The organism is Pseudomonas sp. 32A (genome assembly GCF_052682255.1).
In genome coordinates this window covers 3,917,655-3,930,965 of sequence record NZ_JBQYLY010000001.1, presented here as the reverse complement: position 1 = coordinate 3,930,965, position 13,311 = coordinate 3,917,655, and the positions used below count along the sequence as shown (strand labels likewise).

The 13,311-nt window shown below is 60.9% G+C and carries 12 protein-coding genes; 7 read left to right on the top strand and 5 right to left on the bottom strand.

Annotated elements, in window-relative coordinates; translation table 11 throughout:
* Positions 1–121: 121 nt before the first annotated feature.
* The 6 genes from gatC (at position 122) to ACUN0G_RS17990 (ending at position 5,344) form a co-directional block, all read left to right on the top strand.
* The gene (gene gatC, locus ACUN0G_RS18015; RefSeq protein WP_003216077.1) at positions 122–409 is read left to right on the top strand and encodes an Asp-tRNA(Asn)/Glu-tRNA(Gln) amidotransferase subunit GatC; all 288 of its coding nucleotides are present in this window, start codon (positions 122–124) and stop codon (positions 407–409) included.
* A 16-nt stretch (positions 410–425) separates the two neighbouring features.
* A complete protein-coding gene (gene gatA, locus ACUN0G_RS18010; protein ID WP_445573945.1) occupies positions 426–1,877 on the top strand; it encodes an Asp-tRNA(Asn)/Glu-tRNA(Gln) amidotransferase subunit GatA in 1,452 nt (483 codons plus the stop codon).
* Between the two features lie 10 nt (positions 1,878–1,887).
* Positions 1,888–3,333, top strand: a complete 1,446-nt coding sequence (gatB, locus tag ACUN0G_RS18005; RefSeq protein WP_445573944.1) for an Asp-tRNA(Asn)/Glu-tRNA(Gln) amidotransferase subunit GatB — start codon at positions 1,888–1,890, stop codon at positions 3,331–3,333.
* Between the two features lie 156 nt (positions 3,334–3,489).
* The gene (locus tag ACUN0G_RS18000) at positions 3,490–3,861 is read left to right on the top strand and encodes a septal ring lytic transglycosylase RlpA family protein (RefSeq protein WP_093205155.1); all 372 of its coding nucleotides are present in this window, start codon (positions 3,490–3,492) and stop codon (positions 3,859–3,861) included.
* Positions 3,862–3,920: 59 nt separating this feature from the next.
* Entirely contained in the window at positions 3,921–4,967 is a 1,047-nt protein-coding gene (locus ACUN0G_RS17995; RefSeq protein ID WP_258348638.1) for a calcium/sodium antiporter, read from the top strand.
* Entirely contained in the window at positions 4,964–5,344 is a 381-nt protein-coding gene (locus tag ACUN0G_RS17990) for a carboxymuconolactone decarboxylase family protein (protein ID WP_063027132.1), read from the top strand. Before ACUN0G_RS17995 ends, ACUN0G_RS17990 begins: the two co-directional genes overlap by 4 nt.
* Here ACUN0G_RS17990 and ACUN0G_RS17985 read toward each other — a convergent pair.
* The 5 genes from ACUN0G_RS17985 to kdgD form a co-directional block, all read right to left on the bottom strand.
* A complete protein-coding gene (locus tag ACUN0G_RS17985) occupies positions 5,341–6,282 on the bottom strand; it encodes an AEC family transporter (protein ID WP_177008730.1) in 942 nt (313 codons plus the stop codon). The genes ACUN0G_RS17990 and ACUN0G_RS17985 overlap by 4 nt on opposite strands.
* 175 nt (positions 6,283–6,457) lie before the next feature.
* Positions 6,458–8,011: a galactarate dehydratase gene (gene garD / locus ACUN0G_RS17980; protein WP_258348051.1), complete on the bottom strand. Its 1,554-nt coding sequence runs from the start codon at positions 8,009–8,011 to the stop codon at positions 6,458–6,460.
* A gap of 13 nt (positions 8,012–8,024) precedes the next feature.
* Complete coding sequence (locus tag ACUN0G_RS17975; RefSeq protein ID WP_167662905.1) at positions 8,025–9,389, bottom strand: MFS transporter; 1,365 nt, start codon at positions 9,387–9,389, stop codon at positions 8,025–8,027.
* A gap of 87 nt (positions 9,390–9,476) precedes the next feature.
* On the bottom strand, positions 9,477–10,922 hold the full coding sequence (locus ACUN0G_RS17970; protein ID WP_258348053.1) for an aldehyde dehydrogenase family protein: 1,446 nt from the start codon (positions 10,920–10,922) through the stop codon (positions 9,477–9,479).
* Between the two features lie 54 nt (positions 10,923–10,976).
* Entirely contained in the window at positions 10,977–11,888 is a 912-nt protein-coding gene (gene kdgD / locus ACUN0G_RS17965) for a 5-dehydro-4-deoxyglucarate dehydratase (protein ID WP_003216058.1), read from the bottom strand.
* A 234-nt stretch (positions 11,889–12,122) separates the two neighbouring features.
* Between kdgD and ACUN0G_RS17960 the strand changes: the two genes are divergently transcribed.
* The gene (locus ACUN0G_RS17960) at positions 12,123–13,280 is read left to right on the top strand and encodes a phospholipase (RefSeq protein ID WP_445573943.1); all 1,158 of its coding nucleotides are present in this window, start codon (positions 12,123–12,125) and stop codon (positions 13,278–13,280) included.
* The last annotated feature ends 31 nt before the right edge of the window (positions 13,281–13,311 follow it).

Here is a 13,311-nt window from a genome sequence, read left to right as displayed (position 1 = left end):
ATTGGCCGACTTTCTGTGCACCAACCCCCACAATCGCGGCCATATGACCGTAGAAATGCGGTAGTGTTCCTACAATCTAACACACGGATAGCTTCCGTTCTGTTTTCCACTGGAGAATCCCATGGCGCTTGAACGCTCCGACGTGGAAAAAATCGCTCATTTGGCCTGCCTGGGCCTTAATGAAGCCGATCTTCCACAGACCACCGCAGCCCTGAACAGCATTCTCGGGCTGGTCGACCAAATGCAAGCCGTGAACACCGACGGCATCGAGCCCCTGGCTCACCCGCTGGAAGCCAGCCAGCGCCTGCGCGCCGACGTCGTGACCGAGCGCAATAATCGCGAGGCCTACCAGTCCATCGCGCCAGCGGTCGAAAACGGCCTGTACCTGGTTCCGAAAGTCATCGACTAAAGGGAAAGAGCCTGCAATGCATCAATTGACTCTGGCCGAGATCGCCCGCGGTCTCGCCGACAAAAAGTTTTCTTCCGAAGAGCTGACCAAGACCCTGCTGGCACGTATCGCCGAGCTGGACCCCAAGGTCAACAGCTTCATCAGCATCACCGAAGAGCTGGCCCTGAGCCAGGCCAAGGCCGCCGATGTACGTCGCGCCAACGGTGAGAATGGCGCCCTGCTGGGTGCGCCGATTGCCCACAAAGACCTGTTCTGCACCCAGGGCATTCGCACCAGCTGCGGCTCGAAGATGCTCGACAACTTCAAGGCGCCCTACGATGCCACCGTGGTCGCCAAGCTGGCTGCTGCCGGGGCGGTGACCCTGGGCAAGACCAACATGGACGAGTTCGCCATGGGCTCGGCCAACGAGTCGAGCCACTACGGCGCGGTGAAAAACCCGTGGAACCTTGAGCACGTGCCCGGCGGTTCGTCCGGTGGTTCGGCTGCAGCGGTTGCCGCTCGTCTGTTACCTGCTGCCACGGCCACCGACACCGGTGGCTCGATCCGTCAACCGGCCGCGTTCACCAACCTCACCGGTTTGAAACCGACCTACGGTCGCGTTTCCCGCTGGGGCATGATTGCCTACGCGTCCAGTCTCGACCAGGGCGGCCCTTTGGCTCGCACCGCTGAAGACTGCGCAATTTTGTTACAAGGCATGGCAGGCTTCGATACGCAGGACTCCACCAGCATCGATGAACCTGTGCCGGACTACAGCGCCAGCCTGAATACGTCGATCAAAGGCCTGCGCATCGGCGTGCCGAAAGAGTATTTCAGCGCCGGCCTCGACCCGCGTATCGCCGAACTGGTGCACAACAGCGTCAGGGAGCTGGAGAAGCTCGGTGCCGTGATCAAGGAAATCAGCCTGCCGAACAACCAGCACGCGATTCCTGCCTACTACGTGATCGCCCCGGCAGAAGCGTCCTCCAACCTGTCGCGGTTCGACGGTGTGCGTTTCGGCTACCGCTGCGAAAACCCGAAAGACCTCACCGACCTTTATAAGCGCTCCCGTGGCGAAGGTTTCGGCGTGGAAGTACAACGCCGGATCATGGTCGGTGCCTACGCCCTGTCGGCCGGTTACTACGACGCGTACTACCTCAAGGCGCAGAAGATCCGTCGCCTGATCAAGAACGACTTCATGGCAGCCTTTAATGAAGTCGACGTGATCCTCGGCCCAACCACGCCGAACCCGGCCTGGAAGATCGGCGCCAAGACCGGCGACCCGATCGCCGAGTACCTGGAAGACCTGTACACCATCACCGCCAACCTCGCCGGTCTGCCGGGCTTGTCCATGCCTGCTGGCTTTGTCGACGGTTTGCCGGTGGGCGTGCAACTGCTCGCCCCGTATTTCCAGGAAGGCCGCCTGCTCAATGTGGCGCACCAGTACCAGTTGAACACTGACTGGCACACTCGCACCCCTACCGGCTTCTGAGGAGAACACTATGCAATGGGAAGTCGTGATCGGGCTGGAGATTCATACCCAGCTCGCCACCCAATCGAAGATTTTCTCCGGTAGCGCCACCACGTTCGGCTCCGAGCCCAACACCCAGGCCAGCCTGGTAGATCTGGGCATGCCCGGCGTATTGCCGGTGCTGAACCAGGAAGCGGTGCGCATGGCGGTGATGTTCGGCCTCGCCATCGATGCCGAGATCGGCCAGCACAACGTGTTTGCCCGCAAGAACTACTTCTACCCGGACCTGCCCAAGGGCTACCAGATCAGCCAGATGGAATTGCCGATCGTTGGCAAGGGCTACCTGGACATCCCGCTGGAAGACGGCACCATCAAACGTGTCGGTGTGACCCGCGCGCACCTGGAAGAAGATGCCGGCAAGAGCCTGCATGAAGAATTCAACGGCGCCACCGGCATCGACTTGAACCGCGCCGGCACCCCGCTGCTGGAAATCGTTTCCGAGCCGGACATGCGCAGCGCCAAGGAAGCCGTGGCCTACGTCAAGACGATCCACGCGCTGGTGCGCTACCTCGGCATCTGCGACGGCAACATGGCCGAAGGCTCGCTGCGTTGCGACTGCAACGTGTCGGTGCGGCCAAAAGGCCAGGTCGAGTACGGCACCCGCTGCGAGATCAAGAACGTCAACTCGTTCCGTTTCATCGAGAAGGCGATCAACACCGAAGTGCGTCGCCAGATCGAACTGATCGAAGACGGCGGCAAGGTGATCCAGCAGACCCGCCTGTACGACCCGAACAAAGACGAAACCCGCGCCATGCGCAGCAAGGAGGAAGCCAACGACTACCGTTACTTCCCCGATCCGGACCTGTTGCCGGTGGTCATCGAGGACTCGTTCCTGGCTGACGTACGCGCCACGCTGCCGGAACTGCCGCCGCAAAAACGCGAGCGTTTCCAGGAGCAGTTCGGTCTTTCGGTGTACGACGCAAGCGTGCTGGCGTCGAGCCGCGAGCAAGCCAACTACTTCGAAAAAGTCGTGAGCATCGCCGGCGACGCCAAACTGGCGGCCAACTGGGTGATGGTTGAGCTGGGCAGCCTGTTGAACAAACAGGGCCTGGAAATCGACGAGGCACCGGTATCGGCCGAGCAACTGGGCGGCATGTTGCTGCGGATCAAGGACAACACCATCTCCGGCAAAATCGCCAAGACCGTGTTTGAAGCCATGGCCGCAGGCGAAGGCAACGCTGACGAGATCATCGAAAAGCGCGGCCTGAAGCAAGTCACCGACAGCGGCGCGATTTCGGCCGTGCTCGACGAGATGCTGGCCGCCAACACGGAGCAGGTTGAACAGTATCGTGCGGCGGATGAAGCCAAGCGCGGCAAGATGTTCGGCTTCTTTGTCGGCCAGGCGATGAAAGCCTCCAAAGGCAAGGCCAACCCGCAACAGGTCAACGAACTGCTGAAAAGCAAACTCGAAGGCTAAACGCGGTCGCCTCACTGCGGGAGCCGGCTTGTGTGGGAGCTGGCTTGCCTGCGATAGCATCACCTCGGTGCACCTGAAAGACCGAGGCGCTTGCATCGCGGGCAAGCCCGGCTCCCACATAAGCCGGTTTCCACATCACTTTCGGGGACACCTTGAATGAAGCGTCTACTCGGCCTGCTGGCCTTGTTCTCTCTACTCGCCGGCTGCGCCAGCGGCCTCATCGACCCCAACGGCTACGACGAAACCGGCACCGCCTCCTACTACGGCGCCAAACACCACGGTAATCGCACTGCCAGCGGTGAACCGTTCAACCAGAATGCCTTGACCGCCGCCCACCGTCGCCTGCCCTTCGGCACGCAAGTGAAGGTCACCAACCTCGACAACAACAGAAGCGTCGTTGTCCGCATCAACGATCGCGGCCCGCACACCCGTGGGCGCCTGATCGACCTTTCGCGCAAAGCCGCCGCACAGCTGGGTATGATAGGCAGCGGCACCGCGCGTGTTCGCGTGCAAGCCCTCAGCAACTGACCGACGGAGCCCTGGCCATTTCCGCATTAACCGCCCTCTCGCCCTTTAGCGTGATCGAACTGATCAGCGGCCTGCTGCTGTTGATCTTCGGTGCCGAAGTATTGGTGCGCGCCGCCGTACGCCTGGCAGCCAGCCTCAAGGTGCGTCCGCTGATCATCGGCCTGAGCATCGTCGCCTTTGGCAGCAGTGCGCCGCAGATGGCGATCAGCTTGCAAGCCACCCTGGCGGACAACACCGACATCGCCGTCGGCAGTGTGATCGGCAGCAGTATCTTCAATACCCTCGTGACCCTTGGCCTGGCAGCCCTGATCATTCCACTGCGGGTTTCACGGCAACTGGTGCGCCTGGACATCCCGATGATGATCCTCGCCAGCCTGCTGCTGTTTGTGCTCGCCGCCAATGAAGAACTGACGCCGGTTGATGGCCTGTTGCTGTTGGTGGCGCTGGTGGCCTACCTCGGCGTGTTGCTCTACCAGACCCGCCACTCCCGTCGGCCTCGCACCCGGGACACCGTGGTGCAAGCGCCGTGGCTGAGCAGCGTGCTGCTGATGATCGGCGGGCTGTTGATCCTGGTACTCGCCGGGCATCTGGTGCTGGGCGCTGCAGTGGATGTGGCCTCTGACCTGGGCCTGTCGGAACGCATCATCGGCCTGACGCTGATTGGCGTCGGCACCTCCCTGCCCTGCCTGGCCACCTCGTTGATCGCGGCCCTGCGCGGCCAGCGGGAAATTGCCGTGGGCAACGTGATCGGCAGCAACCTGTTCAACCTGCTTGGGGTGCTGGGTTTTACTGCCCTGGTGGCGCCCTCGCCGCTGTCAGTGTCGCCCAACGCCCTGGATTTCGACTTGCCGGTGATGCTCGGCGTGGTCGCACTGTGCCTGCCAGTGTTTTATTCGGGCTACCGCGTCACCCGGGCCGAAGGCCTGGTGTTCCTGGGCCTGTACCTGGTGTACGGGCTGCATGTGGTGTCGTTTACCTTCGGCATGCCGCTGGCCAACAAGCTTGAACAACTGATGCTGTATTACGTCCTGCCAGCGCTGGTGGCTTTCCTGTTGTTCACCTCGCTGCGAGCCTGGCGCCGCCAACACAAGAGGGAATCGCAATGACCGAACAGAAAAAGCCCGGCGTTGAAGTGCGCCGCCAGGTGATGGGTGATGTGTTTGTCGATCGGGCGCTGGGCAATGCCACCGAGTTCAGCCAGCCGCTGCAGGATTTCGTCAACGAACATGCCTGGGGCAGCGTGTGGAACCGCGAAGGCTTGCCGCTGAAAACCCGCAGCCTGATCACCCTCGCCGCGCTCACCGCGCTGAAGTGCCCGCAAGAGCTCAAGGGCCACGTGCGCGGCGCGCTGAACAACGGCTGCACCGTGGAGGAGATTCGCGAGGCGCTGCTGCATTGTGCGGTGTATGCCGGCGTGCCGGCGGCGATTGACGCCTTCCGCGCCGCTCAGGAAGTGATCGACAGCTACCAGAAAGACGCCTAGATCCAGCCGCCCGCCTGCAACACGAAAATCCCGATATTCGTGGTCACCGCCGCCATCAAGGTGGTGATCACGATAATCGCGGCCGCCAGCTCATGATTGCCCTCCGCCGCCCGCGCCATGACAAAACTGGCCGCCGCTGTGGGCGCACCGAAGTACAGGAACAAAATCCCCAGCTCCGGCCCACGGAACCCCAGCAGCCAGGCGCCAAAGGTAGCGAGCACCGGCAGCCAGATCATCTTCATCAAGCTGGCACTCAGGGCCATGTCCCCGCTTTTGCGCAGTGCCGCCAGCGACAACGTGCCGCCGATGCAGATCAATGCCAATGGCAAGGTCATGTCCGCCAGGTACTGCCCGGAGGATTCCAGCCAGCCAGGCAAGCCGATCTGGAAATACGCGAAGGGCGCCGCTGCGATCACGCTGATGATCAACGGGTTGGCCAGCACGCTCTTGAAGATGCTCCACGGGTCGGACTTGATCACCGGGCTGTACACCGCCAGCACGATGGTCGACAGGGTGTTGTAGAACAGGATCACCAGCGCCGCGAGCACCGCGCCAAGGGAAATCCCGTAGTCGCCGTACATGCTGGCCGCCAGCGCCAGGCCGATAACCCCGTTGTTACCACGGAAAGCGCCTTGGGCGTAAATGCCACGGTCTACACGCGGGCACCGAAAGATCGCCCAGCCCCAGGCCAGGGCGAAGCTCAACAGCGTGGCAACGGCGAAATAGATCAGCAGGCCGGGCTTGAGGGCCGAATGCAGGTCGGCGTGGAGAATCCCGAGAAACAGCAACGCCGGCATGGTGACGTTGAACACCAGGGCCGAGGCGATGTGGATAAAGTTGTCGTTGATCCAGTTGATGCGCTTGAGCAGGACGCCCAGGAACAGCATGGCAAACACCGGCGCGGTGATGTTCAGGGTTTGTAGAAAGATAGCCAGCATGCCGGGGAGAACCTTGGGTGGGCGTCGGTAGGTGGCTAATGATAAGCCAGCATGGCCAGCTTCGTCTGGACTACCGCTTTCGCGAGCAAGCCCGCTCCCACATTTGACCGAGTTCTACCTTTGGAATGCAGTCAAATGTGGGAGCGGGCTTGCTCGCGAAGCAGGCGACTCGGTCTTAAGTAATCGGTGCCGGATTGAACAACGTAATGTCGTTATGCAGCTTGTGCTGCTCCGCCCACGTCTGCTTTTTGCCGCTGGCCACATCCAAGTAGAAGTGGAACAACTCCCAACCCAGCTCCTCAATCGTCGCCCGGCCGGTGGCGATCCGCCCGGCGTCGATGTCAATCAGGTCAGGCCAACGCTGCGCCAGCTCCGTCCGGGTCGAGACCTTCACCACCGGCGCCATCGCCAGCCCATAGGGCGTGCCACGCCCGGTGGTGAACACATGCAAATTCATCCCCGCCGCCAACTGCAACGTCCCGCATACAAAATCACTGGCCGGTGTGGCGCAAAAGATCAGGCCCTTGCGATTGAACCGCTCGCCCGGGCCGAGCACGCCATTGATCGCACTGCTGCCCGACTTGACGATCGACCCCAGCGACTTCTCGACAATATTCGACAACCCACCCTTCTTGTTCCCCGGCGTAGTGTTGGCGCTGCGATCCGCCTCGCCCTTGGCCAGGTAGCGGTCGTACCAGTCCATTTCCCGCACCAGCTCCCGGGCTACATCCTGGTTTTCCGCACGGGAAGTCAGCAGGTAGATGGCATCGCGCACTTCGGTCACTTCGGAAAACATCACCGTCGCGCCCGCCCGCAGCAGCAGATCCGAGGCATACCCCAGCGCCGGGTTGGCGGTAATGCCGGAAAACGCATCACTGCCACCGCACTGCATGCCGAGAATCAACTCCGACGCCGGTACCGTTTCCCGCCGGCGCTGGTCGAGTTTCTTCAGGCGGGTTTCGGCCAATGCCATGATCTGTTCGATCATTTCAGTAAAGCCGTGGCTGGAGTCTTGCAACCGATACAGCCATGGCTCACTCAGATCCACCGAGCTGTCGTTGTCGTGCATCACCTGCCCGGCCTGCAATTTCTCGCAACCCAGGCTGATCACCAGCGCTTCACCGCCCAGGTTCGGGTTGCGCGCCAAATTGCGCACAGTGCGGATCGGGATGTAGGCGTCGGTGGCCGTAATCGCCACGCCGCAGCCGTAGCTGTGGGTCAGCGCCACCACGTCATCGACGTTCGGGTACTTGGGCAGCAACTCGTCCTTGATGCGCTTCACTGCATGGTCCAGAACGCCCGTGACGCACTGCACCGTGGTGGTGATGCCGAGGATATTGCGCGTGCCGACGGTGCCGTCGGCATTGCGATAACCCTCGAAGGTAAAACCCTCCAGGGGCGCCTGGGTCTCGGGCACTTCGGTGGACAGCGGCAAGCTGTCCAGCGGCGGCGCCGTGGGCATGCGCAGTTGATCTTCCTGGACCCAACTGCCGCGCGGAATCGGGCGCAAGGCATAACCGATGGTCTGGCCGTAGCGAATGATCCGGCCGCCTTCGGGGATGTCTTCCAGCGTCACCTTGTGGCTTTGGGGAATGAAATCCACCGTCACCAGGCCATCGGGAAACTCGGTTCCCGCCGGTACACCCTGGTCGTTGACCACAATCACCACGTTATCCAGCGCGTGCAAACGGATGGAGCGTGGCGAATCGGCATGTTCAATCAACTGCATGACGCGGGCCCCTTCAGGAATGCGCTTGGGAAAGTTTAGTCAGCTCAGGGCCTTTGGCCGGCGGCTCTTTGAGCACCACACGCTTGATCGGGCCGACGATTACCAGGTAGCTGAACACCGCCAGCAACGCGTTGGCACCGACGAACACCAGCGCCCACTTGAAGGAGCCAGTGGTGCTGATGATGTAGCCGATCACGATCGGGGTGCTGATGGAAGCCAGGTTGCCGAACATGTTGAACAAACCGCCACTCAAACCTGCGATTTGTTTCGGCGAAGTGTCGGACACCACCGCCCAGCCCAGTGCGCCAACGCCTTTACCGAAGAAGGCCAAGGCCATGAAGCCCACCACCATCCATTCGATGTCCACGTAGTTGCACGCGACAATGCTGCTGGAAATCAGCAAGCCACCAATGATCGGCGCCTTGCGGGCGAAGGTCAGCGAATGGCCCTTGCGCAGCAGGTAGTCGGAAATCACCCCGCCCAACACGCCGCCAATAAAGCCGCAGATCGCCGGCAATGACGCGATGAAGCCGGCCTTGAGGATGGTCATGCCGCGTTCTTGAACCAGGTACACCGGGAACCACGTCAGGAAGAAATAGGTGATGCCATTGATGCAGTACTGGCCCAGGTACACGCCGAGCATCATGCGGTTGGTCAGCAACTGACGGATGTAATCCCACTTCGGGCCGTCGGTTTTCTTGCCTCTGCCCTTGTCCTGGTCCATGTCGACCATGGCCCCGTTGGCAGCGATGTGTTGGAACTCGGCCTCGTTGATCATCGGGTGCTGGCGCGGGCTGTGGATAACTTTCAGCCAGATCAGCGAGAACACAATACCGATGCCGCCCATCACCACGAACACGTGCTGCCAGCCGAAGGTGTAGACGATCCAGCCCATCAGCGGCGCGAACAGTACGGTCGCAAAGTACTGCGCCGAGTTGAAGATCGCCGAGGCAGTCCCGCGTTCAGCCGTAGGAAACCACGCCGCCACGATGCGGGCATTTCCGGGAAAGGATGGCGCTTCAGCCAGGCCCACCAGGAATCGCAACATGAACAGCGCAACGATGGCGGTGGAGACACCGAATTCACCGACATAGCCTTGCAGCACGGTGAACAGTGACCAGGTGAAAATACTCAGGGCGTAGACTTTTTTCGAACCGAATCGGTCCAGCAGCCAGCCGCCGGGAATTTGCCCGGCCACGTAGGCCCAACCGAATGCGGAGAAAATATAGCCGAGGGTGACCGCGTCGATACCGAGGTCTTTTTGCAGGCTGGAGCCGGCGATGGCGATGGTGGCCCGGTCGGCGTAGTTGATCGTGGTCACCAGAAACAGCATGAGCAGAATCAAATAGCGGACATGGGTCGGCTTGGTCGCTTGCATGAAGATGTACTCCCACTAATTATTTTTTTTGCGGGTAAACAAATTGTAAGCCTGCGGCGGGCACGGACCCGCCACAGGATGTTGCTGTTACGAACCGATGTAGCTGGTTTTCACCACGGTGTAGAACTCTTGCGCATAGCGACCCTGCTCACGCGAGCCGTAGGATGAGCCCTTACGGCCACCGAACGGAACGTGGTAATCCACGCCGGCCGTCGGCAGATTGACCATCACCATCCCGGCCTGGGAATGACGTTTGAAGTGATTGGCATACTTAAGCGACGTGGTAGCGATACCGGCCGAGAGACCGAACTCGGTGTCGTTGGCCATCGCCAGCGCCGCCTCGTAATCCGCCACGCGCACCACGTTGGCCACCGGGCCGAAGATCTCTTCGCGGCTGATGCGCATTGCGGCTTCGCTGTCGGCAAACAGCGTCGGCGCGAGAAAGTAGCCTTCGGTGTCGCACGTCACCAGTTCACCACCGCTGACCAACCGAGCACCTTCGCTCTGGCCGATGTCGATGTACTTCAAGTCCTGATCCAGCTGGGCCTGGGAAACCACCGGGCCAATGTCGGTACCGCTTTTCAGCGCGTGGCCGACCTTGATCGACTTCATCCGCTCAGCCACGGCGGCGACGAACTGGTCGTGAATCCCGGCGGTGACGATAAAGCGGCTGGACGCGGTGCAACGCTGGCCGGTGGAGTAGAACGCGCTCTGTACCGACAGCTCGACGGCTTGCTTGAGGTCGGCGTCGTCGAGAATGATCTGCGGGTTCTTGCCGCCCATTTCCAACTGCACCTTGGCCTGGCGCGACACGCAGCTGACGGCAATCTGACGACCTACGCCCACCGAGCCGGTGAAGCTGATGCCGTCGACTTTCGGGCTGTTGACCATGGCATCACCCACCACACGGCCGCTGCCCATCACCAGGTTGAACACACCGGCGGGGAAGCCGGCGCGGGAGATGATTTCGGCCAGGGCCCAGGCGCAGCCCGGTACCAGTTCAGCCGGTTTGAGCACCACGCAGTTACCGTAGGCCAAGGCCGGCGCGATCTTCCAGGCCGGGATGGCAATCGGGAAGTTCCACGGGGTGATCAGGCCAACGACGCCCAACGCCTCACGGGTGACTTCGACGTTGACGCCCGGACGCACCGACGGCAAGTAGTCGCCGGACAGGCGCAGGCATTCACCCGCGAAGAACTTGAAGATGTTACCGGCGCGGGTCACTTCGCCGATGGCTTCCGGCAAGGTCTTGCCCTCTTCCCTGGCCAGCAGAGTGCCCAGCTCTTCGCGACGGGCGAGGATTTCGGTGCCGACTTTATCCAGGGAGTCATGACGCGCCTGGATGCCGGAAGTGGACCACGCCGGGAATGCAGCGCGCGCAGCGTCGATGGCCGCGTGAACCTGGGCGAGGTCAGCCTTGGCGTATTCGCCAATGACATCAGACAACTCCGACGGGTTGATGTTGGCCGAGTAGTCGGCGCCGGCAACCCACTGGCCACCGATGTAGTTTTCAAAACGCTTGGCTTGGGACACGAATTCTCTCCTGACGCAAAAAGCCGCTGATTACTCAGCGGCCTTGGTGATGGGTTATTGCGCGCCTTGCTTGTCGATCAATGCGGCCAGGGCTTCGTATTCTTCCGGCAGCAGATCGGTCAGCGGCGTACGCACGGGGCCGGCGTCATAGCCGACGATTTTCGCCCCGGCCTTGACGATGCTCACGGCGTAACCGGCCTTGCGGTTACGGATGTCGAGGTACGGCAGGAAGAAGTCGTCGATGATCTTGCCGACGGTGGCGTGATCTTCCCGGGCGATGGCGTGGTAGAAATCCATCGCGGTTTTTGGAATGAAGTTGAACACCGCCGAGGAGTACACCGGCACGCCCAGGGCCTTGTAGGCAGCGGCGTAAACCTCTGCAGTCGGCAAGCCGCCCAGGTAGCTGAAACGGTCACCGAGACGACGGCGGATCGACACCATCAATTCAATGTCACCCAGGCCGTCCTTGTAGCCGATCAGGTTCGGGCAGCGCTCGGCCAGGCGTTCCAGCAGCGGCGCGGTCAAGCGGCAGACGTTGCGGTTGTAGACCACGACGCCGATCTTGACCGACTTGCACACCGCTTCAACGTGGGCGGCAACCCCATCCTGACTGGCTTCGGTCAGGTAGTGCGGCAGCAGCAACAGGCCTTTGGCGCCAAGTCGCTCGGCTTCCTGGGCGTACTCGATGGCCTGGCGGGTCGCACCGCCGACACCGGCCAAAATCGGCACGCTGGTGGCGCAGGTATCCACCGCGGTTTTCACCACTTGCGAATATTCGCTGGCCGCCAGAGAGAAAAACTCACCGGTGCCGCCAGCGGCGAACAAGGCAGTAGCGCCGTAAGGGGCCAGCCATTCCAGACGCTTGATGTAGCCCGCCTGGTGGAAATCACCCTGGGCGTTGAAATCGGTTACCGGGAAAGACAGCAGACCGTGAGAGAGGATGGACTTCAGTTCTTGTGGATTCATTATTCGAACACCCTGGGCGAAGACTTTCTGTTGAGAGATTACGGATGGTTATCTTGATGTCGTACGTCATCGTACAACTATAAAAATATTCGTCAACTGCAATTCATCAACCTTCATGCGGGTCAGGCCTCAATGCGGCGTTCTTGACGTAGGAATTTTTTCCTCTATGCTCGATTTAACTGTATATACATACAGTTATTACGGAAGATTCCTACGACATAGCAAGGAGCTAACATGTCAGATCTTGAACTCGCCACACCTGAAAAACGACCACCCACCCTGCGCTTCGAAGGCGGTGAACACACGGCCATTGGCGACGACACCCTGTTGCGCTTCGTCAAGGGCGCCCCGGCGATTCCCGCGCGGCAGGTCGAATTGCACCTGCCCAACGGCCTGGCCCTGAGCTACGGCCAGATCATTGCCCTGGGCGGTGATTTCTATGGCATTCCCGGGCGCCCCATCAACGAGGGCGCATCGCCTGCGAACCGCGTGCAGCGCTTTACCGATGCGTTCAACTCGTTGGCGGTATTGCCGGCATCGCGAGAGGAAGCGGGCAAGATCCTCGCGGTGATGCAAAAGGAGATCAACGCGGTTAACCAGGCGATCAAGGATGGCAAGCAACCCCATGAAGCGTATGACGCACTGGGTGACACCTTGTCCGAGGAATGGAACCGCATCACCGGTGGCGGCAGTGCCGTGTCGGCGCTGATTCCACTGGGACGCTACCTGAAACTGGCGGCAGATAATGCCGACCACTTCGGCGAATGGGCGTTGGCAGCGTATCTGGCGGGGCATACGGCAGCCCTGCAACAAGCCGTCGTCGCTCATCAGACCGGCACCGACCAGGCGCTGGAACTGGCCTATGCCATGAACGGCTTTGCTGATCACTTTTTGACCGATCTATTTTCCGCCGGCCACTTGCGGGTACCGCGCAAGCAACTGGCGGCGGTGGTAACACCGGGTGAACTGGGCTCGCTGATCAGCCGCTTCATGCACGATGAAGACAGCAAGTTCGGGCTCAATGTGCGCAATGCCTTCGGCGATCAGTGGCACGCTTACGGTGATAAACGCTACTTCGACAGCAGCGACGCGGCCAACCGGGCCATGGTCAAACGTGCCGTACAGGCCTCGGCGGATGAGATCTTCGAAACCTTTATCAGCGGCGTAGCGCCCTCCCCGGCCAACTTCAAGGCACCGCTGTATGTGCCGGACCTGAACGCCGCGCAAAATCCGGCGAATAACTTTTCACCGCTGTTCAAGGCTGAAGGCGACAAGGTGCTGCGGCGCAAGGACGTCAACAACCTGAATGACAAGCAGTGGACCAATGACTGGTGGGGTTGGAGCACGTATCTGTTGCTGAAGGACTACAAGCCAAACCAGCCTGCCAGCTAATCTTCCAGGCAACAAAAAACCAAATGTGGGA

Coding starts and splice junctions, on each gene's coding strand:
- ACUN0G_RS17985 (WP_177008730.1), bottom strand. CDS start 6,282: ATGCTGGCTATCTTTCTACAAACCCTGAACATCACCGCGCCGGTGTTT.
- ACUN0G_RS18000 (WP_093205155.1), top strand. CDS start 3,490: ATGAAGCGTCTACTCGGCCTGCTGGCCTTGTTCTCTCTACTCGCCGGC.
- garD (WP_258348051.1), bottom strand. CDS start 8,011: ATGCAGTTGATTGAACATGCCGATTCGCCACGCTCCATCCGTTTGCAC.
- kdgD (WP_003216058.1), bottom strand. CDS start 11,888: ATGAATCCACAAGAACTGAAGTCCATCCTCTCTCACGGTCTGCTGTCT.
- gatC (WP_003216077.1), top strand. CDS start 122: ATGGCGCTTGAACGCTCCGACGTGGAAAAAATCGCTCATTTGGCCTGC.
- ACUN0G_RS17960 (WP_445573943.1), top strand. CDS start 12,123: ATGTCAGATCTTGAACTCGCCACACCTGAAAAACGACCACCCACCCTG.
- gatB (WP_445573944.1), top strand. CDS start 1,888: ATGCAATGGGAAGTCGTGATCGGGCTGGAGATTCATACCCAGCTCGCC.
- ACUN0G_RS17975 (WP_167662905.1), bottom strand. CDS start 9,389: ATGCAAGCGACCAAGCCGACCCATGTCCGCTATTTGATTCTGCTCATG.
- ACUN0G_RS17990 (WP_063027132.1), top strand. CDS start 4,964: ATGACCGAACAGAAAAAGCCCGGCGTTGAAGTGCGCCGCCAGGTGATG.
- gatA (WP_445573945.1), top strand. CDS start 426: ATGCATCAATTGACTCTGGCCGAGATCGCCCGCGGTCTCGCCGACAAA.